At 72.1% G+C, this 24,441-nt stretch carries 20 protein-coding genes; 10 read left to right on the top strand and 10 right to left on the bottom strand.

Going from position 1 to position 24,441, the window contains the following annotated elements; genetic code table 11:
- Window positions 1-4: 4 nt before the first annotated feature.
- Together AABA78_RS20015 and truD are read left to right on the top strand one after the other, a co-directional pair.
- Window positions 5-1,324: a DUF4388 domain-containing protein gene (locus AABA78_RS20015; RefSeq protein ID WP_338264733.1), complete on the top strand. Its 1,320-nt coding sequence runs from the start codon at window positions 5-7 to the stop codon at window positions 1,322-1,324.
- Window positions 1,321-2,343 carry a tRNA pseudouridine(13) synthase TruD gene (truD, locus tag AABA78_RS20020; RefSeq protein WP_338264735.1) on the top strand — a complete coding sequence of 341 codons (1,023 nt, stop codon included), beginning with the start codon at window positions 1,321-1,323 and terminating at the stop codon, window positions 2,341-2,343. Before AABA78_RS20015 ends, truD begins: the two co-directional genes overlap by 4 nt.
- Window positions 2,344-2,448: 105 nt before the next feature.
- On the opposite strand, the gene AABA78_RS20025 is transcribed toward truD, so the two are convergent.
- Both AABA78_RS20025 and AABA78_RS20030 read right to left on the bottom strand, forming a co-directional pair.
- Window positions 2,449-3,873 carry an OmpA family protein gene (locus tag AABA78_RS20025; protein ID WP_338264737.1) on the bottom strand — a complete coding sequence of 475 codons (1,425 nt, stop codon included), beginning with the start codon at window positions 3,871-3,873 and terminating at the stop codon, window positions 2,449-2,451.
- Window positions 3,874-3,890: 17 nt separating this feature from the next.
- Window positions 3,891-4,208, bottom strand: coding sequence for a DUF4398 domain-containing protein (locus AABA78_RS20030; protein WP_043321207.1), 318 nt, complete (start codon window positions 4,206-4,208; stop codon window positions 3,891-3,893).
- A gap of 156 nt (window positions 4,209-4,364) precedes the next feature.
- Between AABA78_RS20030 and AABA78_RS20035 the strand changes: the two genes are divergently transcribed.
- Both AABA78_RS20035 and AABA78_RS20040 read left to right on the top strand, forming a co-directional pair.
- Window positions 4,365-5,348, top strand: a complete 984-nt coding sequence (locus tag AABA78_RS20035; protein WP_338264741.1) for a HEAT repeat domain-containing protein — start codon at window positions 4,365-4,367, stop codon at window positions 5,346-5,348.
- Window positions 5,345-6,334, top strand: a complete 990-nt coding sequence (locus AABA78_RS20040) for an N-acetylmuramoyl-L-alanine amidase-like domain-containing protein (RefSeq protein ID WP_338264742.1) — start codon at window positions 5,345-5,347, stop codon at window positions 6,332-6,334. The genes AABA78_RS20035 and AABA78_RS20040 overlap by 4 nt, the downstream gene beginning before the upstream one ends.
- A gap of 13 nt (window positions 6,335-6,347) precedes the next feature.
- Here AABA78_RS20040 and AABA78_RS20045 read toward each other — a convergent pair whose 3' ends face one another.
- Window positions 6,348-6,809 carry a putative signal transducing protein gene (locus tag AABA78_RS20045; protein WP_338264743.1) on the bottom strand — a complete coding sequence of 154 codons (462 nt, stop codon included), beginning with the start codon at window positions 6,807-6,809 and terminating at the stop codon, window positions 6,348-6,350.
- A gap of 77 nt (window positions 6,810-6,886) precedes the next feature.
- Window positions 6,887-7,249, bottom strand: a complete 363-nt coding sequence (locus AABA78_RS20050) for a response regulator (protein WP_120527307.1) — start codon at window positions 7,247-7,249, stop codon at window positions 6,887-6,889.
- Window positions 7,250-7,408: 159 nt separating this feature from the next.
- Between AABA78_RS20050 and hpf the strand changes: the two genes are divergently transcribed.
- Window positions 7,409-7,771 (top strand): ribosome hibernation-promoting factor, HPF/YfiA family, encoded by a 363-nt coding sequence (hpf, locus tag AABA78_RS20055; RefSeq protein WP_171417679.1) that lies wholly within the window; start codon window positions 7,409-7,411, stop codon window positions 7,769-7,771.
- 157 nt (window positions 7,772-7,928) lie between these two features.
- Window positions 7,929-9,998: an MXAN_5187 family protein gene (locus AABA78_RS20060; protein WP_338264744.1), complete on the top strand. Its 2,070-nt coding sequence runs from the start codon at window positions 7,929-7,931 to the stop codon at window positions 9,996-9,998.
- Window positions 9,999-10,083: 85 nt separating this feature from the next.
- Here AABA78_RS20060 and AABA78_RS20065 read toward each other — a convergent pair whose 3' ends face one another.
- The 5 genes from AABA78_RS20065 to AABA78_RS20085 form a co-directional block, all read right to left on the bottom strand.
- Window positions 10,084-11,733: an ATP-binding protein gene (locus tag AABA78_RS20065; protein ID WP_338264745.1), complete on the bottom strand. Its 1,650-nt coding sequence runs from the start codon at window positions 11,731-11,733 to the stop codon at window positions 10,084-10,086.
- A 184-nt stretch (window positions 11,734-11,917) separates the two neighbouring features.
- Window positions 11,918-13,282 carry an ABC transporter substrate-binding protein gene (locus AABA78_RS20070; RefSeq protein WP_370469474.1) on the bottom strand — a complete coding sequence of 455 codons (1,365 nt, stop codon included), beginning with the start codon at window positions 13,280-13,282 and terminating at the stop codon, window positions 11,918-11,920.
- Window positions 13,282-14,634, bottom strand: a complete 1,353-nt coding sequence (locus AABA78_RS20075) for an FG-GAP repeat domain-containing protein (RefSeq protein WP_338264747.1) — start codon at window positions 14,632-14,634, stop codon at window positions 13,282-13,284. Before AABA78_RS20075 ends, AABA78_RS20070 begins: the two co-directional genes overlap by 1 nt.
- Complete coding sequence (locus AABA78_RS20080) at window positions 14,631-17,243, bottom strand: penicillin-binding protein 1A (RefSeq protein WP_338264748.1); 2,613 nt, start codon at window positions 17,241-17,243, stop codon at window positions 14,631-14,633. Before AABA78_RS20080 ends, AABA78_RS20075 begins: the two co-directional genes overlap by 4 nt.
- Before the next feature lie 127 nt (window positions 17,244-17,370).
- Window positions 17,371-18,435, bottom strand: coding sequence for a tetratricopeptide repeat protein (locus tag AABA78_RS20085; protein WP_338264749.1), 1,065 nt, complete (start codon window positions 18,433-18,435; stop codon window positions 17,371-17,373).
- A gap of 208 nt (window positions 18,436-18,643) precedes the next feature.
- Here AABA78_RS20085 and xth point away from each other — a divergent pair, with 208 nt between their 5' ends.
- Genes xth through sitI6 form a run of 4 tightly spaced genes read left to right on the top strand, consistent with a single transcriptional unit; the run spans window position 18,644 to window position 21,986 of the window.
- Window positions 18,644-19,414: an exodeoxyribonuclease III gene (gene xth, locus AABA78_RS20090; RefSeq protein WP_338264750.1), complete on the top strand. Its 771-nt coding sequence runs from the start codon at window positions 18,644-18,646 to the stop codon at window positions 19,412-19,414.
- A 14-nt stretch (window positions 19,415-19,428) separates the two neighbouring features.
- On the top strand, window positions 19,429-20,601 hold the full coding sequence (locus AABA78_RS20095) for a threonine synthase (RefSeq protein WP_338264751.1): 1,173 nt from the start codon (window positions 19,429-19,431) through the stop codon (window positions 20,599-20,601).
- Window positions 20,602-20,609: 8 nt separating this feature from the next.
- Entirely contained in the window at window positions 20,610-21,260 is a 651-nt protein-coding gene (gene sitA6, locus AABA78_RS20100) for a SitA6 family polymorphic toxin lipoprotein (protein WP_338279991.1), read from the top strand.
- 30 nt (window positions 21,261-21,290) lie between these two features.
- Window positions 21,291-21,986, top strand: a complete 696-nt coding sequence (sitI6, locus tag AABA78_RS20105; protein WP_338265136.1) for a SitI6 family double-CXXCG motif immunity protein — start codon at window positions 21,291-21,293, stop codon at window positions 21,984-21,986.
- A gap of 1 nt (window position 21,987) precedes the next feature.
- Here the strand turns inward: sitI6 and AABA78_RS20110 are convergent, their stop codons facing one another.
- A complete protein-coding gene (locus AABA78_RS20110; RefSeq protein ID WP_338264755.1) occupies window positions 21,988-24,378 on the bottom strand; it encodes a glycoside hydrolase family 31 protein in 2,391 nt (796 codons plus the stop codon).
- Window positions 24,379-24,441 lie beyond the last annotated feature (63 nt).

The following is a 24,441-nucleotide window of genomic DNA, read 5'->3' on the forward strand; positions in this document are numbered from 1 at the left end:
TTCGATGAGCCAACGCTTCCGCATCGATGGCGCCACGCGGCTGGTCCCCGAGGACCGGTCCGGCATCCCCGCGCTCGCGGGACGGTCGGGGACGTACGCGCTGATGCCCACCGCGCCCGACCTGCTCGTGTTCTCCCGCACGCCGCCGGAAGGGGGCTCCATCCCCACGCCGCGCGTGGTGTTGGCGGGGGACGCGGGCGGCTTCCCGCTGTCCGACCTCATCGCGTTCCTCAGCCAGTCTCGCTGGAGCGGCGTCATCCGCGTGCACACGCCGGGCGGCGAGCGCTCCCTCACGCTGCGCGAGGGCGAGGTGCGCGGCGCCACCTCCGAGGAGCCCGCGGACCGGCTGGGCGAGGTGCTGGTGCGGCTGGGCTACGCGGACCGCGCGCAGGTGGAGGCGGTGCTGCGCGAGCAGTCGCACTCGAAGCTGGGCCGGGCGCTGGTGGAGAAGGGCGTGCTGCAGGCGCACGACCTGTTCAAGTGCGTCACCCACCAGGTGAGTGAGATCTTCCACGCCATCGTGCTGTGCCGCGAGGGGGCGTTCTTCCTCATCGACCAGCCGCTGGACGAGAAGACGGGCCACTCCCTCCAGCTGTCCACGCAGAGCCTGCTGATGGACAGCATCCGGAAGATCGACGAGATGGCGCACTTCCGGAAGCGCATCCCCCACGGCCGCATGTACGTGGCGCGCAAGCGTCCGTCCGACGGCAAGCTGGAGGAGGACGAGGACCGCGTGCTGGCGATGCTGGACGGTCGGCGCACGGTGCTGGAGCTGGGGCACGCGGCGCGGCTGTCCGAGTTCGACGTCACCAAGGTCGTCTTCCGCCTGCTGGAGGGTGGCTTCGCCGGGCTGACGGACAAGCCGGTGGGGGCTCCGGCCGCCGCCGTGGCGCCGGAGAAGGCGGCCACGCCGCGCGTGCGTCCTCCGGTGCGTACGGTGGCTCCGGTGGATGCCCGCCCGGTGGCGCGCGTCTTCAACTTCATCTTCCGGGAGATCCGCGACGAGGTGGCCCGCTCCGGCATGGACCGCGAGTTCATCGCGGCGGCCAACGCGGCGCTGGCCAACCAGGCGCTGTCGTCGTCGCCGGTGCTGGAGGGGCTGGCGTTCGCGGCGGATGGCAGCCTTCCGGAAGGCCGGTTGATGGAGGCCTTCGACAAGCACCGCGCCCACCTGGGCAGTGAGCCGCTGGCCTCGTTCCGCCAGGCGCTGAGCGACGTGATGTTCTTCCTGCTGTTCCAGGCGGGGGAGCTCTTGGAGTCGCGCGCGGACGAAGACCTGGCCCGCCGGGTGAAGGAACTCCTGGCCACGCTCGAGGCACCGTGACGGACACCGGCTTCCCGAGGCTGACCGCGGGCGTGCCCGGGTGTGGTGGCGCGTTCAAGCTCACGCCCGAGGACTTCGAGGTGGAGGAGCTGCCCGCGTACCTGCCGTCCGGCGAGGGCACGCACCTGTACCTCTGGGTGGAGAAGCGTGGCCGGGACACGCGCGAGGTGGTGCGCGCGCTGGCGACCGCGCTGGGCGTGCGCGAGGACGACATCGGCTCGGCGGGGATGAAGGACCGGCAGGCCGTGACGCGGCAGTGGCTGTCCGTGCCCGCGAACGCGGAAGCCCGCGTGCCGGAGTTCGCGCTCGACGGGGTCCGCGTGCTGGAGGTGAAGCGGCACGGCAACAAGCTGCGCACCGGCCACCTGCGCGGGAACCGCTTCCGGCTGCGGCTGCGCGGCGTGCAGGACCTGGGCGCGGCGCGGGAGTCCTTCTCCCGGCTGTCCGCGCAAGGCGTGCCCAACTACTTCGGGGAGCAGCGCTTCGGACGGGCCGGCGACAACGCGGACCTGGGCCGGATGCTGCTCCTGGGACAGCGGCTGCCGAAGCGGCCGGACCGCTTCCAGCGCAAGCTGTACCTGTCCGCCTTCCAGTCGCGCCTCTTCAACCAGGCGCTGGCCGCGCGACTCACCGCGGGCACCTTCGCCACGGCGCTCCTGGGCGACGTGCTGCGCAAGGAGGAGACGGGCGGCCTCTTCGTCTGCGAGGCGCCGGACGTGGACGGCCCCCGTGTCGCCGCGTTCGAGGTGAGCCCGGCGGGCCCGATGTTCGGCCCGAAGATGACCGCCTCGAAGGGCGAGGTGGCGGAGGCGGAAGCGCGGCTGCTCGTTGAAGCGGGCGTCACGCTGAGCGACTTCCAGCGCGGCGGGGACGAGACGGAGGGCACGCGCCGTCCGTACCGCGTGCGCCTGGGCGCTCCGGACCTCACGGTGGACGGCGAGGACGCGCTGCTCACGTTCGAGCTGCCGCGTGGCGCCTACGCCACCGAAGTGCTGCACGAACTGCTCAAGGACGGCTGAGCCACCCCCTGAAACGACCGCGCCTCCCAGGGCTCGAGGCCCGGGAGGCGCGAAGGGACCGCGGGTCCCGCTTCCGTCGTGACGGAAGCGGGGTGGGGCGTCACGTCACTGCCGGATGACGTTGAACTCCGTGCGGCGGTTGAGCGCGCGGCCCGCCTTGGTGTTGTTCGGCGCCACGGGCTTGGTCTCACCGAAGCCCACGGCCTCCATGCGGCCCGGGTCGATGCCGCGCTTGAGCAGCTGCGCCATCACCGCGTCCGCGCGCTTCTGGGACAGCTTCAGGTTCGCCGTGTCGTTGCCCATCGAGTCCGTGTGGCCCTCGATGCGCATCTTGCGGATCCACGGCGCGTCCTTCAGCGCCTGCGCCACCTCGTCCAGGATGGTGGTGCTCTGCTTGCCGATGATCTTCGCGGAGCCGGTGCCGAAGAGGATCTGCTTCTTGATCTCAATCCGGTCCTTCTTGACGATGACCATCTTGTACTGCTTGGCGCACCCGCGCTCCTCCTTCACGCCCGGGTCGTCAGGGCACGCGTCCAGGCGGTCCACCACGCCGTCGCCGTCGCGGTCCGGATCCGGGCAGCCGCCGTTCTCCTGAGGACCGGTCTCACCCGGGCACTTGTCCTGCGCGTCCGGCACGCCGTCGCTGTCGTTGTCCAGGTCCGGGCAGCCGTCCTCGTCCTGGAAGCCGTCCTTGTCCTCGGGCTCGTCCGGGCACTTGTCCTTGTCGTCGTTGATGCCGTCCCCGTCCTTGTCCACGATGGGGCAGCCCAGGTTCTGCAGCGGACCCGCCTCGTTGGGGCACTTGTCCGTGCCGTCCACGATGCCGTCCAGGTCGTTGTCCATCTCCGGGCAGCCGTCGTCGTCCTGGAAGCCGTCCTTGTCCTCCGGCTGATCCGGGCACTTGTCGACGTTGTCGAGCACGCCGTCGCCGTCGCGGTCCTTGGGGGCCTCCGGCGGGCAGCCGTTGTTCTCCGCCACGCCGGGGATGAGCGGGCACTTGTCCGCCGCGTCGAGGACGCCGTCGTTGTCGTTGTCGTTGTCCGGGCAGCCGTCCTGGTCCTGGAAGCCGTCCACGTCCTCGGCCTGCTCGGGGCAGGGGTCGTCCTTGTCGAGCACGCCGTCGCCGTCGCTGTCCGTCTCCTCGATGCTCACCACCACCTGCTGCTGGGGCTGGGTGGGCTGCTGGGGCTGTTCCGGCTGCTGAGGCGTCTCCGGGCGGTCGCGCACCAGCACCTGGCGCGGGCCGCAGTTCTTGGACAGCTCCAGGGCGCGCTTCACCGCGGTGTCGGCGTTGCGCACGTGCTGGGCGGCGCGGCTGCTGTTGCCCTGGCTGAGCTCTCCGCGGGCGAAGTCGAGGTTGGCCTCCGCGGCGGCCAGCTCCGCGGGGGCGCAGCGCAGGGCGCCGCCCCGGCGGGCGCGCTCCACGTCGGCGGTGAGCACCTCCGTGTCAGCGCGGATCTTGTTGCCGCTGACGCAGGCGAGGGAGGTGAACAGCAGGGTGAAAAGCGCGGACTGGGACAGACGCTTCATCGGGGAGCGCTCGGGCGTCACGGGTTCTGGGGGCGGCCCTGGGAGTCGCCGCTGTTGGCCGCGGACATGGCCTTCTCCCGCGCCTCGTTGGCGAAGCGCGAGGCCTTCACGGCGAAGTCCACGCCGGCCTGGTAGTCCGAATAGCCGACCTCCTCCCGCGCCTTCTGCAGGTAGAGGTTGGCGGCCGTCCACTCGTAGGGGGCTTCCTTCTCCGCCCCGGCGGTGCGCGCGGCCTGGATCTGCACCTCGGCGTCGAGGATGTTGGACGTGGACTTCACGGGGCCACATGCGGTCAGCACGCCCGCGAACGCCAACAGGAGCGACTGCTTCGTCATCACTGGGGCCTCGGTCAACAGAGCGGAGAGACTGGTCGCCGGTCGTATCAATCGCCTCCGGGGGGGTCAAGAATCGGGCGGTTGGCGTGAAGCAGGGGGCCGGGCGGAGGGGTGGACTTTGACGGCGGGGGCCGTGCTTGCCATCGTTCCGCCCCTGTGCGTCCTTCGTCCGTCCGTGCCCTGCTCGTCGTGCTGCTGTTGCCCCTGACCGGCCTCGCCGGACCGGGGGCCGCGTCCAAGAAGGCCCAGAGCCGCGCGGAGGCGGACACCGTCCTCGCCCAGGTGGCCAACGGCGCCCCCGTCCCCACCGCCACGTCGCGCCTGCGCTTCCTGCGCCAGGAGGCCTACGCGGCCGAGGAGATTGGCCCGCTCTTGCGCACCACCTACGAGGAGCGCACCCGCCGCAACCTCGTGGCGCTCCTGGCGTCGCTGGGCGCGCGCACCGGCGAGTCCACGCTGGTGAAGCTGGCGTCGGACGGCGACAGCACCGTGCGGATGTACGCGGCGCAGGGTCTGGCCCGGCTGGGCAGCCGCAACACCGGCGCCGTGCTGCCGCTGCTCCAGGACAAGAGCAGCGGCGTGCGCCGCGAGGCCGCGCGGGCCCTGGGCGCTTCCAGGAACCCGAAGATGGGCAAGCCGCTGATGGCCGCCGCGAAGGACGAGCAGGACCTGGAGGTCCGCGCGGCGCTGCTGGAGGCCGCGGGCGCCTGCGGTGACGCGAAGCAGAAGGTCGCGCTCAAGAAGTACCTGGACAGCGACTCGGAGAGCACGCGCTTCGCCGCGGCCCGGGGCCTGTGCCGGCTGGGCGCCCCGGAGGGCTTCGCCTTCGCGCAGAAGCTGCTGGGCAACAGCGACAAGTTCGTGCGCCGCCAGGGGCTGGTGCTCTTCGAGGGCGTGCCGGCCAAGAAGGCCAGCCCCGTGCTGTCGCCGCTCCTGAAGGACGCGGACCGCACCCTGGCCGCCACCGCCGCGCGCGTGCTGTACCAGGGCGGCGATGCCGCGTCTCTGGACTGGCTGGTGCTGGCGTCGTGGAACGCCAAGGGCGAGGAGAAGCTCGTCTACGAGAAGGAGCTGGAGACGCTCCAGCTCGCGGACGACCGGCGCAAGGCCATCCTGCGCAAGGCCGGGGTGGCGCCGTGAGCTTGTGGGGAGTGTGCGCGCTCGCGCTGCTGTCCCAGGCCCCGGTGAAGGCTCCCGCCGCCGCGCCGGCCGTGCCCCCCGCGCGCGCGGTGCCCGCGTCGCTCACCGCGCCCGCGCATCCGGCGGCGGCCCCTGCGGCGCAGCCCCTGCGGGAGAACGGCTGGAGCGCGCTCACGCCTGAGCAGCGCGCGGCCCTCATCGCGGACCGGGCCGAGTCCCCGCTGTCGGAGCGCCTGCTGGGCATGAGCGAGAAGTTCCTCAACACGCCCTACGTCCTGTCGCCCCTGGGCGAGGGCCAGGGCGTGGACCCGGACCCCACCTTCCGCCTGGACGCGGTGGACTGCCTCACCTTCGTGGAGGAGACGCTGGCGCTGGGCATGGCGCACGGCGAGCCGGAGGTGCCGGCGCTGCTGGAGCGGATCCGCTACGCGAGCACGCCCAGCTACGAGGACCGCAACCACCTGATGGAAGCGCAGTGGCTGCCCAACAACATCAAGAAGGGCCTGCTGGTGGACGTGACGCGCAAGTACGCGAAGCAGGACACCGTCACCGTCACCAAGACGCTCACCGCGCGCACCTGGCAGTCGAAGTCCTCCATGGCGCTCCAGCTGCCCCGCGAGCGTCAGCCCGTGGGCACCTTCACCCTGGACATGATTCCGCTGGAGAAGGTGCTGGAGCACGCGCGCGGCGTGGCGTCCGGCACCATCCTCGTCGTGATGCGAGAGGACCTGCCGCTCAAGGCCACGCGCATCACGCACCTGGGCTTCGTGGTGCAGAAGAAGAAGCGCACGTACCTGCGCCACGCGTCCAAGGGCGGCTACAACCGCGTGGTGGACGAGGACCTGGAGACGTTCCTCGCCCGCAACGCGCGCTACGACAAGTGGAGGGTGACGGGCGTGAGCCTCTTCGAGGCCCGGCGTCCGCCCCCCACGGTCGCGTCCCAGCCCGCGCCCGCCCGGGGCAGCGCGGACGTGGGCGCGCCCTGATGCCGCTGCGCCGTTAGAGGGCCGGCGGCGCGCTGTCCATCGAGGCCTGGCGCGACTGCTCGTCCTCCAGTTCCTCTTCCTCCGCCGCGCGGCCGGCCTCGTCCGCGGAGGCGAGCGACTGGACCTTCACCTCCTCCAGCAGCAAGGCGGCGCGTGCCTGGGCGGTGTCCGGCACCAGCAGCTCCCACCAGGGCAGCAGGTTGCCCGTGGTCAGCTCGTCCACCACGCCCGAGCGGCCGGGGCGCACGATGAGCGGGATGCGGTGCTCCTCCAGCACGTCCGCGAAGACCTGGGCCGTCACGGGGTCGTCCGCGATGCCCGCCCTCACGAAGCGGCGTTGATCCAGCTCATGGGGCAGGGGCAGCCCGCGCTCGCGCATCTCCTCCGCCGACACGAGCGGTGGGTGGTTGGGGCAATCCGTGCAGTCCACGACACTGTCCTGATACTCCGAGCCACACCGTGCGCAGTACCTCATGAAGCCCTCCTGGGCGATGGCTGGAAAGTTAGGAACGGCTCGCGCGGATGGCAGGCGGCCCCCCGCGCGAATTTCCGTCAGTGTCGTGCCGCGTCTCCCAGCTCGCCCACCATGCGGCTCAGGCGCTCCACGTCGATGGGCTTGCGCAGCACGGCGTCGCAGTACTCCGCGTTCTCCACCTGGGCGTAGCCGGACACGAGGACGACACGGGCATTGGGTTCACGCTCCTTCACCTGCTGCGCCAGCTCCGTGCCGTTCATTCCGGGCAGGGATTCGTCCGTCACCACGACGTCGGGGTGCGTGGCCTCGAACGCCTTCAGTCCCGCCACGCCGTCGGACGCGGTGGTGACCTCGAAGTCGTCCTCCAGGAGCTCCGCGAGGAGTTCCCGGCTGTCCCCGTCGTCCTCCACCAGCAGGACCTTGATTCGCTCGCCATCCATGCGACTAGAGCAACCCGGTGCCACGGGGGATTCGTCCAACGCGTCCCGGGCGCGGTGACGTCCGGCCGGCTGCTTCGGGGGAGGGCAGGCGGGAAGGCTTGCGACAGCCCCTCACGGGCGGGCGGGGGACTGCCCATGTTTATGCCCGGAGGTGATTCCATGAAGGTGCTGTTGCGTGGAGTGCATCTGGGGCTGAACGACAACCTGAAGCAGTACGTGGACACCCATCTGGTGGCCCACATCGAAAGGTTCGCCGAGGACGAGGCGTCGGAAATCGACATCGCGCTCGTGGACATCAACGGGCCCAAGGGAGGCGTGGACAAGGAGTGCCGGGTGACGGTGCGCATGCCTGGATTGGAAGCAGTGCACGTGACGGAGACGTCCGAGACGTTGTTCCAGGCCATCGACGCAACGCGTGATCGGCTGGAGAAGGCCATCAAGCGCGCGGTGGAGCGCCGTCGTCAGGGCGCGGGCAACAGCGGCATGCCGTTCGACCTGAACGCGGACGCGACGAACTACTAGGCATCAAGCTGTAGCGCGGTGGGAAAGAGCGAAGGGCCCGGGAATTCCGGATGCCAGCCAGGCATCCGGCCCCCGGGTTCCTTCGGGCCAGTTCCTTGCTGGGGTCGAACGGTGGACGCTATAAGCGGACCCCTCACCCTTGGGCTAAAGGACGGCGATGGTCCGCCTCAAGTTCCTGCTGTTCGCACTCCTGGTCCTCGGACTGGGCCTCGCTCACCTCCCGATGCTGTCGGCGCCCCAGCGTGCGCGCGCGGTGGATGGTGCGGCGCTCCAGGCCGCGTCGGGCACCGGCGAGGTCGCGCGTCGCGTGGATGCACGCCGCGCCGAAGTCCAGTCCCTGGCGCTGAAGCTGGCCGGCAGCCCCCAGGTGGCCGCCGCCGTGCACGCGCTGTCCCCCGCGCCCGCGGCGAAGTCCCCGCGCGACCGCGGCTCCAACCGTGACGCGGAGGAGACGGCCGGGTTGCTGCCGCTCACCGCCGAGCGCTTCGGCGCGCTGCGCACCGCCGCGGAAGCCGGCCTGCCCAAGGAGCTCCAGGGCGCGGTGGTCGCGGTCGTCGCCGGCGACGCGAGCTTCCATGCGCGCGCGGGCGCCGAGCCTTCCTCCGACACCGCGGCGCTGGACGTCGCGGCGCTCGCCAAGGCGGGCACGTCCGTGGTGGACGCCTTCGGGGCGCCGCACGTGTTCGCGTCCGTGCCGCTCGCGTGGAGCGGTGACGGGACTCCTGCTCCGGCGGTGACGCTGGTGGTGGGCGCGCCGCTCGCCGCCGACGCCGCGCTGCAGGGCGCGCTGGACGCGTCCGGCGCGGCCGCGGTGGGGCTCGTGCAGGGCGACAAGGTGGTGGGGGGAGTGGGCGCGGAGAAGGCGCGGCTGGATGGCGCGCTGCCCCGCCTGCCGGCCGGTGCGAAGGACACGGTGCTGGAGTCGGGTTCGCTCCAGGCGCTGGGGCCGGTGCAGCTGCCCGCCTTCACCAGCGGCGACGCGATGGGCGGCCAGGCGCCGCTGTTCGTGGGCTCCCGCCAGGCGCTGACGGGCACGCCGTATGAAGTCGTGGTCCTCGCGAGCACGGCGGCGACGCTGGCCCCGCTGGCCGCGTACCAGAGCACCGCGCTGCTCGCGCTCGCGGGCCTGTTCGTGCTGAGCCTCGTCTGGACGGCGCTGATGGGTGGGGGCAAGAAGTCCTCCGACGAGGAGGCCGTGTCGGGCAACTCGGACACGCTGGGCTGGTCCGCGGCGCTCGCCGCGCAGACCGCGCCGGCCGCGCAGCCCGTGACCACCTCGCCCCCGGCTCCGGCCGCCGTGGCGCCGGTGGCCGCGCAGGCGGCGGATCCGTTCGGGTCGAACGTGCACGCGGAGCCCGCGTCCAATCCGTTCGGGTCGAGCGCGCACGCGGAGCCCCTGTCCAACCCGTTCGCCTCGGCCGCGCCGCCGGCCGCGGATCCGTTCTCCGGCCCGGATGCGTTCCCCTTCCCGGGGTCGCCGGCTCCGGCCGCGGATCCGTTCGGGATGCCGCCTCCGCAGGCCGCCGCGCCGATGGCGGATCCGTTCGGGATGCCGCCCGCGCAGGCCGCCGCGCCGATGGCGGATCCGTTCGCCGGGGTGGAGTCGTTCCCGTTCCCCTCGGCGCCCGCGGCCTACCCGCCGCCGGCCGCGGAGCCGTTCACGCCGCCTCCGGCGTACGCGCAGGGCGGAGCGATGCCCTTCGAGCACCCGGCCCCGGAGCCCATCGCTCCGGCGGCGCCGCGTCACGGCGCGTTCGCCTTCGAGGATCAGCCCACGGCGGCGTACTCGCTCCAGCAGGCGGCCAATCCGTTCGCGCTGGCGGCGGCGCAGACCTCGGATCCGGAGTCCCCGGAGACGACGCGCGTGGCGGCGATCCCGCGCGAGCTGCTCCAGGCCAGCACCCGGCCCACGTCGGAGGCCATCCCGATGCCGCCCCCGCGCTCCAACGCGCCGCAGGCGGTGCCGCTGCCCATGCCGGGCGTCAACAGCGCGGCGGCGGTGGCCCTGTCGGAGGAGCAGCACTTCCAGGACGTCTTCCGCGAGTTCGTCACCACGCGTGAGCGCTGCGGCGAGCAGGCGGATGGCCTGACGTACGACAAGTTCGTGCAGAAGCTGCGCAAGAACAAGGAGCAGCTCGTCACGAAGTACGCGTGCAAGACGGTGCGCTTCCAGGTCTACGTGAAGGAGGGCAAGGCCGCCCTCAAGGCGACGCCCGTCAAGGACTGACGTCCCCCGCCACCGTGCGGTGCCCGAAGGCCCGGGACCTCCTCGTGAGGTGCCGGGCCTTCTTCACGTGGGGCCGTCTTTGCGGTCAGCTCGCGCGCGGGAGCACGACGCTGAAGCGGGCGCCCTGGCCCGGCTCTCCGCCGACCTCCAGGCGGCCGCCGTGCTCCTGGAGGATGCGCGCGGCGATGGCGAGCCCCAGGCCGGTGCCGCCGTCCTTGGTGGTGAAGTAGGGCTCGAAGATGCGGGCGCGGTGCTCCAGGGGGATGCCGGGGCCTTCGTCCTCCACCTCGACGATGGCGTCCGCGTCGGTGCCCTTCACGCGCACGCGCAGCGCGCCGCCCTTGCCCGTCATGGCTTCTTCCGCGTTCTTCACCAGGTTGACGAGCACCTGCGTGAGCTGGTCGCGGTCCGCGCGGGCCACCACGCCGGCCTGGACCGCGGGCTCCAGCCGGATGCCTTCGGGCGGCGCGGCGTACAGCGACAGGATGCTCTGGGTCAGCTCGCCCAGGTCCACCGGGGCGAGCTGGGGCTTGGGCAGGCGCGCGAAGCGGCTGAACTCGTCCACGATGCGCCTGAGGCGCTCCACCTCTTCCAGCACCACGCCCGCGCTCTCCTTGAAGAGGGTGGGGAAGCTGGGGTGGCGCGCCTCGTGGGCGGCCATCAGCGTCTCCAGCGACATGCGGATGGGGGTGAGGGGGTTCTTGATTTCGTGCGCCAGCCGCCGCGCGACCTCCTGCCACGCGGCGATGCGCTCGGTGGCCATCAGGCGCTCGGTGGTGTTCTTCAGCTCGGACGTCATGTGGTTGAACGTCCGGACCAGCTCGCCCACCTCGCCGGTGGCCCGGGCCGTCACCTGGACGTCCAGTGCGCCCTCGGCCACGCGGCGCGCGCCGGAGGTGAGGGCCTCCACGGGCCGCGTCATCCAGCGTGACACCAGCAGGCCCAGGAGCGCGGCGAAGCCCAGGCCCAGGCCGGCGAGGAGGAGGAACGCGCGCATGACGCCCTCCTCGGCTTCACGCGCGGCGGCGCGGCTGAAGGTGAGGCGCACGGAGGCCGCGTTGCCCAGGGGCAGCACCTGCTCCACGGTGGGCGGGGCCGCGCTGCCCGCGTGCGCGACCTGCGTGTCACCGGACAGGAGCGTCACGTCGGATTGCGTGAGGCGGGCCAGGTGCTGCGCGAGGCCGTCATCCAGCACCACGCCGCCCACGGCCCACAGGCGCACGTCGCCGTAGTCCACGGGACGCGCGGTGACGAGCGCGGGGACCTGGCGCAGGCCCGCGTCGCCGCGCACGTCCACGCGCACGGGGACGGGCTTGGGGGACCTCTCCTTCGTCACGGCGAAGAGGACGGGGTCCGGGTCTCCGCGCCGGGCGGGCAGGTGGCCGGAGGACAGCACGGTGCCGTTGCGGTCGAAGAGGGTGAGCACGGTGAGGCCGCGGCTCTTCATCAGGCCCTCGGCGGTGTTGGCCTGGATGGCGCGCAGGGGAGCGGAGCGCGCTTCGCGCACGAGGTCCTCCATGGCGGGGCTCTCCACCAGCTCCTCGACGGCGCGGCGCGCGTTGGCGGCGGAGCGCTCCAGGGACTCCTGCGCGGAGGTGGTGGCGGCCGTCATGCGCGCGTCCAGCTCGCGCGACAGCGTGTCGCGCAGGCGCGTCAGCGTCAGGGGAACGACGATCGCCAGCGGCACCAGCGCGAGCAGCGCGAAGGCGAGCGCGAGCCGGGTCCTCAGCCGCATGCGGGCCGGTCCTTCCTGGGGGCCGTCGGATCCGCTGCGCGCGGCGTCGCGTCGGCCAGGATCAAGGCTGACCCCGGGCTTCTGGAGTCACGTCCGCCGCGGATACCGACAGGCTGGCGGGGCTCACGGCTGGCTTGTACGTGCGGCACCGGGTCCACTGCGTGCCGCGTCGCGTGCGAGGGGCTCATGGCCTTCCTCCGCCACCCGTGGCCTCGACGGGCGCGAGCCAGGCGCCTTCGAGCACCGGCAGGCCCTGGGCATCCAGCACCAACCCGGTCACCTCCGGCGCCGCGCGCAGGGCGAGTCCCTGGGCGTACAACGGGATGAGCGGCACGGAAGGGGCGAGCGCCAGGGCCCGTTCGCGGCTTCGCGCATCGCGGGCTCCGGCGTCCGTGAGCGCTCCGATGGGCGGCAGCTCCACGCCGAGCAGGTCCCGGCGGCCGCCTGCCTCCAGCACCACCGCCAGCGCGGGGCCGGGGATGGGCGGCAGGAGGAACGCGCTGAGCATCAGCTCGAAGTCGCCCCTGGCCTGACGGCTTCGCAGCGCGGCGCGCGACTGGGGCTCCAGCGCGACGGTGTAGCCCTGGTCGTGCAGCTTCACCTGGATGCGCTCGGCCACGGCGCGCTGATCCGCCAGCGCGGCGTCATAGGCGAGCGTCACCTTGCGCGTCGCACCCGCTGGCGGCGTTCCGGGCCGGGCCTTGGGGGCCAGGGGCATCAACGCGGGCGGCAGCAGGTTCGCCATGGGCACGGCGGGCCCCTTCACGAACAGCCGCGTGAGGTCCTCGCGGTCGATGGCGCTCTCCACGGCCTGACGGAAGTCCGCGGGCACCTTCCGGGGCGAGTACGCCAGATAGGTCGCGTACAGCGCGGCGCCCGTGAGGGTGTCGTTGTCCGGCGGCGTGCCCAGCTCCACCTGCACCTGCCGCGCGGCCCACAGCCGCGTGAGGCCCCGCTCATCCGTGGCGGTGAGGGCCAGCCGGTCCAGGTACGGCCGACCTTCGGGCCATGTGGACTGGGCCTCCAGCACGCCCCTGCCCGCCGCGCTGAACGGGCCCGACGCGGGCGACGGCGGCGTCGCGAGGGCAGGGTGACACAGCGAGCGCTCCAGGTCGGGCCAGGGGAACGCGAGCGCCAGGTCCAGCGTGGCGCCCGTGGACGTCACCTGCCGACCCTCACCGCGCAGCGGATACAGCAGCGCGCGGTACGGAGACGGCGACTCCGTGGACGACAGCCGCGTCCAGGCGCGGGCCAGGGCGGTGGCACTGGCGGCGGAAGGCATCGCCACGCGCAGGGCCTGCGGCAAGGGCCGGGTCAGCTCACGCGACAGCGTCGCATGCACCTGCCCGTTGGCGTCCACGCGACACACGGGCCGCGTCAGCAGGCCCAGCAGCGCGGCCTCCATCGGCGTATCGGCGAGCGCGGGCTCACCGATCTCCGGCGGGCCGGCGTGGGCCACCCGCAGCTCGCCGCCGTAGCGGGGACGGCTGGCCGCCAGAGCGGGCGCGGAGGAAAGAAGCACGAGGCCCGCGAGGGCGGAGCGGATCATCACGGTGCACCCTGGCGCAGGAGGAACAGCTCGCTCGTGCCGTCCGGTTTCCATGAACCCACGAGGACCTCGCGGCGCTTGTCGCCATCCAGGTCCGCCGTCACCACGTACAGCGCCCGGCCCGGCGGGAGCGCTCCCTGCCACAGGGGCTCATGCGCCAGGGGCGCGTCGGACGTCAGCGAGAACACCCGCAGCACATCCGGTGTCGGCTGGAGCTGCGGTGACGTGGTGAGCAGCTCCGGCATCCCGTCGCCATCCAGGTCTCCCATCGCGCTGCCTGCTCCCAGCCCGGACGCCTTCGCCGGCGCGGACGCGGGACGCGCGTAGAGCGACGCCGTGCCGTCCGCATGCACGAACAGCATGCGCGGGGACGCGAAGCTCGCCGTGCCGAAGGGCGCGGGCACCGTGAGGGTCCTCCCGTCCGCCAGCCGCACCTCCGGCGCGAACACCGTCTGCCCCGGCACGAACGCTCCCCGCTCCGCCGTCCCCAGCGGCGCGGCGTCCAGCGTCCCCGACGGGCGCAGCGTCCCCTTCGCCTTGTCCAGCACCAGCACCTCGCCGCGCGCGTACCGCGTGCTCCAGGCCGCCAGCCTCGGCGGGCCCGTCAGCACCGCCAGCGCTCCGAAGGCTTCACGCGTCGTCGCCGCCGCCGGCGTTCCTTCCAGCTCCCGCCGCGCGAGCACCCGGCCGTCCGCGCCGAACACCACCACCTCGTGCTCGGTGAGCGCGGCCACCTCGTCGCGGCCGTCGCCGTCCAGGTCCCCCGCCGCCAGCGCGCCCAGCGGCGTCTCCAGCCGCGCGAACACCGCGCCCAAGAGGCGCACCGGCCGCCGCTGCTGGGGACCCGGGCCCGGCGTTCCCGACGACGGCGTCCCCACCGCGGCCAGCGCCAGCACCGCAGCGTCCGCCTCCACGCCTTCCGCCACGGCGGCGGCGGGCTTCGGTGGGCGCGTGGGCGTGCGGCCGGACCAGAAGTTCACCCACGTGCCCAGCACGTCGCCTCGCGCCACCAGCTCGCCGCCCTCCACGTCCAGCGTGAGCCGCGCCAGCGAGCGGGCCCCCTGTTCGCGGGCGGCGGCCTCGGCGCGCTCGGGCGGGACGTCCAGCACCACCGGCCCCAGGTTCATGGCCGAAAGCCGCGCGGCCAGCAGCGTCCCGAACGCCCGGCGCAGCTCGGCGGAGCCTCCGGACAGGCAGAGGGCCACGGGCGCTTCAGCGGGCGCACCGCGAATGGCGTCCGCCACGGCCAGGGCCAGCCGGGCGGAGGCGGGAGGCGCGCCTTCGTCCGACTCCGCGGGAGCGGGCAGGGCGAACGCGAGCGCGAGGACCAGCGGAAGGAGCGAGCGACTCACAGGCCCCTTTTGCCACCTTCCTCCAGGAAGTAGTTGTCCGGCGTCACCTGTCCGGGCGGCGGCGCCTCCGCGGTGGGCTGGGTGCCCTCCAGGTAGGGCTCCATCCGGCCCGGAACCGCGTTGCCCGCGAGCAGCCCCGTCGCCGGGTCGATGCGCACCTGGGTGACGCCCGGAGGCACCTCGAAGTCGCGCGCGGGCAGGCCCTCCTCCGCCACCCGCATGAAGTTGAGCCAGATGGGCAGCGCGGCCCGGCCGCCCGTCTCGCTGCTGCCCAGCGGCGTGTTGTCATCGAAGCCCACCCACGCGCTGGCCACCCAGTCCGTCGTGAAGCCGTTGAACCACGTGTCCTTGGACTCGTTGGTGGTGCCCGTCTTGCCCGCCGCGGGCCGGTTCAGCTCCCGCACCGCTCGCGCCGAGCCGTCCTCCACCACGCTGCGCATGAGCGACGTCGTGAGGTACGCCACGGCCGGAGGCAGCGTCTCCTCGAAGGCCGGCTGGTGCTCCTCCAGCACCGTGCCCTTCGCGTCCTGCACTCGCAGGAGCGTCAGCGGCTCCGCGTAGCGGCCGTTGGCCTGGAGCGTGGCGTACGCGTTGACGGCCTCCAGCATCGTCACCTCGCCGGTGCCCAGCGCCAGCGTGAGGTTCTCCGGCATCGCGGAGCGGATGCCCGCCCGGCGCGCGAAGTCGATGGCGGTCGCGGGGGTAATCGCCTCGATGAGCCGCACGGACACGGTGTTCTTCGACTTGCTCAGCGCCGTGCGCAGCGTCATGGGCCCCTCGAAGCGCCCGTCGAAGTTCTTGGGCCGCCACGTCTTGCCCGTGTACGGGTCGCGGATGGACTCCGGCGCGTCGTTCACCATGGAGAGCGGCGTGAAGCGGCCGCTGGCCAGCGCCGCGCCGTAGATGAAGGGCTTGAAGGACGACCCCGGCTGCCGCTTCGCCTGCGTGGCGCGGTTGAACGACGAGCGCTCCGCGTCGTAGCCGCCCACCATGGCCACCACGTTGCGGTTGGCCGGGTTGATGACCACGAGCCCGCCCTGCACCACGGGCACCTGATCCAACGTGGCCTCCACGAAGGCCGGCGCCGGAGGGGCCTTGAGCACGCGCACGAACACCAGCTCCCCGGGCGTGAACACGTCCGCGATGCCCTTGGGCGCCTTCTTGTTCTTCTGCCGCGCCCAGGCGACGGAGGAGAAGGACACCTCCGCGGTGCGGCCCACCAGGTCCACGCGCGCCACGTCGCGCTTCGGGTCCACCTCCGTGACGTAGCCGGTGAGGCGCAGCCCCTCCTCCATCGGCTTGAGGATGACCTGGCCCACGCGCACGCGCTCCGGCGACTGGGCCTCCTCTTCCTCCACGTCCGTGTCCGCGGCGAGGGCGGCGGGGCGCTGCTCCTCGGCGCCTTCCACCTCCTGCTCGGTGGGTGTCTTGGGCGCCGGAGCCGCGAGCGGCTGGGCGAGCGGGGCCAGGTCCGCGACATATCCCTGGTCCTTCTGCCGGCGGCCGGCCTCCTCGATGCGCTGGACGATGAGCTCGCGGTAGCGCTTCCACTGCGCCTCATCCAGCTTGCCCTGCGCGCCCCGGTAGCCCTGGCGGCGGTCCAGGGCCTCCAGGCCGTCACGCACGGCCTGCTCGGCGGTGGCCTGGAGCTTGGGCACGAGCGCGATGTCCACGCGCAGGCCGCCCTCCATCACCATCTTCTCGCCGTAGCGTTCGATGAGCGTGCGGCGGATCTCCTCCGCGTAGTAGGCGCCCGCGCTGACCGGCTTGCGCGGCGCGAGCACGATGGGCTTCTCCTTCTCCGCGTCCACCACCGCGCGCGGCACGAAGCCCTGGCCCGCCATCTGCTCCAGCACGTAGCGCTGGCGCGCCTTGGCGCGGGTGATGTTCGCCACCGGGTTGATGCGGTGGGGAGACTGCACGGTGCCCGCGAGCACGGCGGCCTCGCCCACGGACAGGTCCTTCGCGTGCTTGCCGAAGTAGAAGAGCGCGGCCTCCTCCAGCCCGTAGCGGCGCTGCCCGAAGTACACGCCGTTGATGTAGAGGCTGAGGATCTGATCCTTGGTGAGCGCCTGCTCCAGGCGCGGGGTGAGGATCCACTCGCGGATCTTCCGGCCCAGGCTGCGCTCGGGCGTGAGCAGCATGTTCTTCACCACCTGCTGCGTGAGCGTGGACGCGCCGGACTTGCGGCTGCCGGGGATGAGGTTCTTCACGCCCGCGCGCAGGATGCCGAAGGGGTCCAGGCCCTCGTGCTTGTAGAAGTCCGCGTCCTCGGCGGCGAGGAACGCGTTGCGCACGTGCGGGGGCAGGTCCTCGATGCGGATGAGCGTGCGGCGCTCCAGCGCGTACTCCGCGCAGAGCGAGCCGTCCGCGCACGTCACCTTCGTTACCTGTGGCGGCTGGTAGTTGCGCAGCGACTCCACGGAAGGCAGGTCGCGGCTGAAGTAGACGTAGGTGCCCACGCCCACGCCGATGAGGAGCAGCAGGCCCACGACGCCCAGCACCAGCAGCCGCTTCGTCCAGCGCCAGAGCGCGGCGCCGAAGCCGCCCTTCCGGGGCGGCGGGGCTCCGGTCGGGGCCGGGGGGAGGGGCTCGGGAGGTGGGGGCATCGGTCGGGCCGGAGTCATGACGCTCGTGAAGGCGGGGAGAAGGACTGGAGGTTAGACCGGGGGGCGGGCGGGGTGAACCCATGCGGGCCCTCCCCCCGGGACTGGCGGTGTTTCCTGGTCGCCCGCCCTACGGCGCGACGGGCGGGAGCGGCTCCGGCAGGACCTGACCCGTGGGGTCGGCCCGGGCCACGCGGCCCACCCGCTCCGCGTTGACGCGGGCCTGCACGTAGCGGGGCGACAGCCGGGTGGCGGCGGAGTAGGCGGCGCGGGCCTCCTCCAGCCGGCCCAGGCGCTCGCAGGCGACGCCCAGGTTGTTCTGCACGTAGGCCACGTGGGGCAGCAGGGCGGCGGCCTGGGTGAGGACCTCCACGGCGCGGGCGTTGTCGTTGGCGCGCAGGTAGGCGAAGCCCAGGTTGTTGAGCGCGTGGCCGTGCTCGGGGTCCAGGTGCACCGCCTGCTGGAAGCGCAGGATGGCGGAGGCCAGTTCGTTGGCACCCAGGTGGGCGCGGCCGAGCACCTGGTACACCTCCGGGTCCTCCGGGTCGCGCAGGAGCGCCTCCTCTCCCACGTGGACCCCTTCCGCGAAGCGGCCCTCCGACACCAGCAGCCGCGCCTGCTGCACCAGCGCCCCCGCGTCCGAGGCCTCCACCTGCCCCAGCCGGGCATACGCGGCGATGGCGAGCTTCGTGTCCCCGGCCAGCCGCGCCGTGCGCCCAAGCTGCGCCAGGGCGTCCGTGGCGCCCGGGTCGTCGTGCAGCGCGCGGCGCAGCTCCGTCACCGCCCCGGACAGGTCGCCCAGGTCGCGCAGGCCCTGGGCGCGGGCCACGTGGTCCACCCGGCGGGCGTGCGTGTGCGGCAACGCCAGGGCGTCACCGGCGACCGGAGCGTCGACCCGCGCCTCGGCGGGGGCGGCCTCGTCCACGAGGCGCGGGGCGGCCATCAGCGAGGGCTCGTGGCTCGCGGCCTCCAACGGAAGGGTGGGGGCGGCGGCGACAGGGGCCTGGGCCGAGCGGGTCTCCACGGCGTGGGCGAGCCAGGGCTTGAGCAGGCGGGGCAGGGGGACGTCCTCCCAGGCGGCGAGCCCCAGGGCGGCGAGCGCGGCGGGGACGAGGGCCTTGCGAAGCGCGGGCGGCACGGTGAAGCGCCGGAAGGAGGCGGGGTGGCGGGACCGGGTGCGCGTCTTCGGGTTCATGGCAATCCCCTCGGGGCTGCTCTGGCTCGGCGGCGGGCGCCTGGAGCGGCGGCCCGGGGCCGCGGTGGTGGCGGCCCGGGACCTCCTATTGCGACCGGTGTGCCAACGGTTTTCCCCTCTGGGAGGCGCGCGGGTGTGTCCCTGGGGCCACAGGCGGGAGGGGAAAAGCGTGGCAGGGGCGTGGGCCGCGTGCGACGGTCCGCGCCGCATGCGAATCGCGACCTGGAACGTGAACTCGGTAAGGGCCCGGCAGCAGCGGTTGGTCAACTGGCTGAAGAGCGCCCAGCCAGACGTGCTGTGCCTTCAGGAGCTCAAGTGCACCGACGCGGACTTCCCCTTCGACGCGGTGAAGGAGGCGGGCTACTTCGCCGCGGTGCACGGGCAGAAGACGTACAACGGCGTGGCCATCCTGGCGAAGACGGAGCCCACGGACGTGGTGCGGGGCCTGTCGGACGGGGTGGATGACACGCACGCGCGCTTCATCTCCGCGACGGTGAACGGCATCCGCGTGGTGAGCGCGTACGCGCCCAACGGGCAGCAGGTGGACTCGCCCGCGTACGTCTACAAGCTGGAGTGGTACCGGCGCCTGCGGAACTACCTGGACACGCGCCACAAGCCGGACGACCTGGTGGTGATGGGCGGGGACTGGAACATCGCGCCGGACCCCATCGACGTGTACGACGTGGCGCAGTGGGAAGGGCAGACGCTCTTCACGGTGCGCGAGCGGGACGCGCTCCAGCAGGTGTGCGCGTTCGGGCTCACGGATGCGTTCCGCAAGCTGCACCCGGACGTGCAGAAGTTCTCCTGGTGGGACTACCGGATGCTGATGTTCCCCAAGAACAAGGGCGTGCGCATCGACCACCTGTTCCTCACGGCGCCGCTGGTGCCCCGGCTCGCGGCGTGTGACGTGGACCGCGAGGAGCGCAAGGGACAGCAGCCGTCGGACCACGCGCCGGTGTGGCTGGAATTGAAGGACTGAGTAGAGTCGGAGGCATGTCCGTCCTCCGACTTGAATGCACGAAGTGTGACCAGACGTTCGCGCCGGGCAAGGTGTGGAACCTGTGCACGGCGTGTCAGGCGCCGTTGTTCGCGCGCTACGACCTGGAGCGCGCGGCGAAGACGCTGCGCAAGGAAGCGCTGCCCGGGCGTGAGCGTTCGATGTGGCGCTACCACGAGGTGCTGCCGGTGGACGACCCGGCGCACCGCCTGACGTTGGGCGAGGGCCTCACGCCGCTGCTCCCCGCGCCCCGGCTGGGGTCGTGGCTGGGATTGAAGCAGGTCCTGGTGAAGGACGAGAGCGGCAACCCCACGGGCTCCTTCAAGGCGCGAGGCCTGTCCGCCGCGGTGTCCATGGCGAAGGCGCTGGGCGCGAAGGCGGTGTGTCTGCCTTCCGCGGGGAACGCGGGCAGCGCGCTGGCGGCGTACGCGGCGCGGGGAGGGCTGGAGGCGCACGTCTTCGTGCCGAAGGACATCGCGTCGCTCTTCCTGATGGAGACGCGGGCGTACGGCGCGCACGTGGAGACGGTGGACGGGCTCATCTCCGACGCGGGCCGGGTGTGCGCGGGGCTGGCGAAGGAGCACGGCTGGTACGAGTGCGCGACGCTGAAGGAGCCGTACCGCGTCGAGGGCAAGAAGACGATGGGCTACGAGCTGGCGGAGCAGCTCGGGTGGACGCTGCCGGACGTCATCCTCTATCCGACGGGCGGAGGCACGGGGCTCATCGGGATGTGGAAGGCCTTCGAGGAGATGGAGGCGATGGGGCTCATCGGCGCGAAGCGGCCGCGCATGGTGGCGGTGCAGGCGCAAGGGTGCGCGCCCATCGTGAAGGCGCACGCGGAGGGCAAGCCGGACGCGCCCATGTGGCAGGGCGCGACGACGCATGCGCACGGCCTGCGGGTGCCCAAGGCGCTGGGGGACTTCCTCATCCTGCGCGCGGTGAAGGACAGCCACGGCACGGCGGTGTCGGTGACGGAGGAGGAGATCGTCCAGGGCACGAAGGACATCGCCGCGGCGGAAGGGCTGTTCGTGGCGCCGGAAGGTGGCGCGTGCGTGGCGGCGCTCAAGAAGCTGCACGCGGCCGGGGACGTGAAGCCGGAAGAGACCGTGGTCGTGTTCAACACGGGCACGGGCTTCAAGTACGTGGAGAACATGGCGCCGTTGTGGTGAGCCGAGCGTTGACGAGGCTCTTCACGCTCGGCTTGTGCGTGTTGCTGGCAGGTTGCGCATCCGCGCCCCTGCCCGCGCTGGAGGACTGGGGCGCGGCGGAGGAAGACCACGCCTGCGAGGGCGACGACCGGTGCGTGGCACTGGTCTGCGCGGATGACCTCTGTGGCCTCTATCGCTGCGAGGACACCGGTGTGTTGCTGGCGCGGGGAGGCATCCGGCCTCCCGTGTCGTCAGCGGCGCCCGGTTCAGGTCCCCGGCGCAACTGGGGCAGTGCGCAGTCGCTTCCGGGTGACCGCGAGGCCATCTTCGTCATCCGTTGGTACAACCATCCCGCTCCGACTCCGCCGCCGGATGGCAGGAAGCCCTCGGGCTCCGGATGGGTCAAGCATCACCTCTATCCGCAGGCTGCGGACCTCGCCCTGTTCTTCTGGCGACAGGGAAGAATCAACGTGCATGACTTCACGATGGTGATTCCCCGCGCGGAGCACGTGCGAATCCATGGGCCGGGAGGACGGGGCGGTCCATGGAATCAGGCGTGGCGTGACTTCGCTCGCAAGAACGCGAATGCGACACCGAAGGAGATCCAGGATCAACTGGCTCGGATGATCGTTGACTTCAACATCATGGGTCCCATTGTCTCCTACTACCAGCTTCGCTAGCCGCCGGGAGGACCCGTGAGGTTCTTTGAAGTGAATGCTGCGGAAGGCCCGCGCTTCACCAGCTTCATAGATGGAGCGCACCGCTGGGGATTGCCGGGCGGGCTGTGTCCGGTGTGTCAGGCCAGTCCTGGTGGACTGGGAGAGGCCTATCCCTCCGTGGATCTCTCTGGCTGGAGCCTCAGGCGAGAGCTTGAGGAGGCAAGACAAGTATCACTCGAGGAGTACGAGCGGCTGCGTGATCTGCTCAGGGCCCAGGTACCCTTCGAGGCACCACTGCGTCCAGGTTCCGAATTCGGGCCCCTCAGCGGAAAGGCCTCGGGCAAATGGAGTGCCCTCGATCTTTCGAGTCCTTGGACCCTGGTGATGCGGAGTGAGGCCGTGGACCAACTGCGTGGGGCAGGCATCGCCCTTCGCGCCAGCAAGATGGACCTGCGCTTCCGGGGCAAGACCGAGGTGGATTTACGAGAGATCGAAATCCATTGCCGGGGCCGTCTGCATGACAGCTGTTTCCCGGGTGGACGGGAACGCCCCTGTGAACGGTGCGGGCGACAGGGCGGCAGCTATCCAGATGCGCCCATCCTCGATGGACGCACCCTGACCGGCGACCTGGACCTGTTCCGGCTGACGGACTACACAACCATCATCATCGCCACGGAGCGCTTCGTGGACGCCGTGAACCGGCTTGGATTCGAAGGCGTCGTGTTCAAGGAACTCCCCGTCCTCTGACCTACGGCTCCACGTCCAGCCGCGTCCAGTCCGCGGCGACCTGGAGCTCCAGCACACCGTTCTCGAAACGGTGTGCTCGGGCTCCCGTGACGTGTTTCACGGACTTCAATCCATACACACGGATCGTCTCCTCCGTCCGCGCACGCGCCAGCGCTCCCGTCTCGCTCCGCTCCAAACGCAGCACTCCGCCCGTCACCCCGCCGCGCAGCACCGTGAGCCGTGACTCGCCGTAGCCGTCTCCCGCGTCCTCGTAGAGCCGGCCCTGCACCTCCGGCGCCGCGTGCACGTGCCACTCCAGGTGCTTCCAGTTCGCGTCCGTGGTGTGCATCGCGGGCCGTGTCAGCGCCACCGCGCCTCCCGCGCGCAGCCACACCGGCACCGTGTCCAGGGGCCCGTCCGCGATGACGTGCTGTCCTCCCTCGCGCACCGCTCCCGTCCACTCCAGCCCCGGCCACTCCATCCACGCACCCGCCGGCAGATACGCCAGCCGCTTCGTCTGGCCCGGCCGCACCACCGGCGCCACCAGCAGGTCCTTCCCGAACAGGAACTGATCAAACGCGCCCGCCGCCTCCGCGTCCCCGGGTGCCTCCATCAGCAGCGGCCTCAGCGGCGCGATCCCCGTCTCCGACGCCTCGTGCATCAGCGTGTACAGCGTGGGCAACAGCCGGTATCTCCGCTCCAGCGCCGCGCGCGCCAGCGACAGGTACGGCTCTCCGTACCGCCACGGCTCCTGCGGCGACGTGCCCTTGCCCGCGTGGTTGCGCATCAGCGGGTAGAACGTTCCCGTCTGCATCCAGCGCACCAGCAGCTCACCGTTCGCCCGGCCGATGAAGCCCGGGATGTCCACCCCCGTGAACGCCACCGCCGCCAGGCCCAGGCCCATCAACATGGGCAACGACGTCTCCAGTTGCGTCCAGTGACTGGAGTTGTCCCCCGTCCACACCGCCGAGTACCGTTGGATGCCCGCGAACCCCGCCCGCGTCAGCAGGAACGGCCGCGCCTCCGGACGCAGCTCGCGCAGCGATTCGAACGCGCCCTTCGCCATGCCCAGCGCGTAGACGTTGTGCACCTCCAGGTGCCGCTTGTCCCCGTGGCGCGCGTCGTACGGCAGCGTGTTGCCCTCCACCTTGCCCACGCCCTCCGACCGCTCGCTCGACAGCGTGAGGATGCCCACGTCCGGCTGCACCGCGAAGCACGAAGGCTCGTTCATGTCGTTCCAGAACCCCGCCATGCCCAGCGCCACGAAGTCACGGTGCAGGCTGCCCCACCAGCGCTGCACCTCCGGCCGCGTCAGGTCCGGGAACACCGCAGGCCGGGGCCACACCTCGCCCACCAGCACGCCGCCCCGGTCGTAGCGCACCAGGTAGTCGCGCGCCTTCGCCTCCTCGTACACGCTCCAGCCCGCCTCCAGCTTCAAGGCCGGGTCGATGATGGGCACCAGCCGCACGCCCTGCGCCGCCGCCTCGCGCGCCAGGCCCGCGGGGTCCGGGTAGCGCGCCCCGTCCCAGGTCCAGACCTTGTACCCATCCATGTAGTCGATATCGAGATACACGCAGTCCAGCGGCAGGCCCCGCTGCCGGTAGCCCTGGATGACGCCCCGGATGTCGTTCGCGTTCTCGTAGCCCCAGCGGCTCTGCTGCGCGCCCAGGCTCCACAGCGGGGGCAGGGGAGGCCGCCCCGTCAACGCCGCGTACCGGCTCACCACGTCCGCGGGCAGGGGCCCCGCGAACAGGTAGCAGTCCAGCTCCGGCCCCCACGACTCCCACGCCACCCGTGACGCGTCCGCGAGCGCCACGTCCACCTCCGAGCGCCAGGACTCGTCCAGGAAGAAGCCCCACGCCACGCCGTCGCGCAGGCCCACGAAGAACGGGATGGACTGGTAGAGCGGATCCGTGTCCGGGTGGTGCGGCACCACGTCCGTGTTCCAGAACGTGAAGTGCATGCCGCGCTTGTCCAGTGGCCCCACCTTCTCGCCGAACCCCATGTAGCGCTCTCCCGGAGACGACCGCAGCGCCAGCCGCGCGCGCTGCCGGCTCATCGGATACGCGGCCTGCACCTCACCGGACACGTCCACGCAGCGCGCCAGTTCCCGCCCCTGCGCGTCCCGGAAGCGCCACGTCCCCGACTCCGCGTCCACCTCCAGGGACACGCCCTCCGCCTTCACGCGCACGCGGTCGCCGTCGCGCTCCACCGTCAGCGCGTGGTTTCCTTCCGCGACGACGGACCAGGAACGCTTGCCGGGCAGCTCGGGATGGAGGAAGCCGACCTCCGATGACACCGGCGCGTGCCGCAGCCGCAGCACCCCGGGCAGCGGACACGACACCTCCAGGACGGCGTGCCGGCCGGACAGGCGCAGCCGGGAGGGTTCGACGTGGGCGTCAGTGACGTGCATGCCTCGCAATCTAGGGAGCACGCGTGGCCCGCACCCGCCTTTCCTCCCGGGCCCGTGCGATGC

This window comes from Corallococcus caeni (assembly GCF_036245865.1).
GTDB classification, from domain to species: domain Bacteria; phylum Myxococcota; class Myxococcia; order Myxococcales; family Myxococcaceae; genus Corallococcus; species Corallococcus caeni.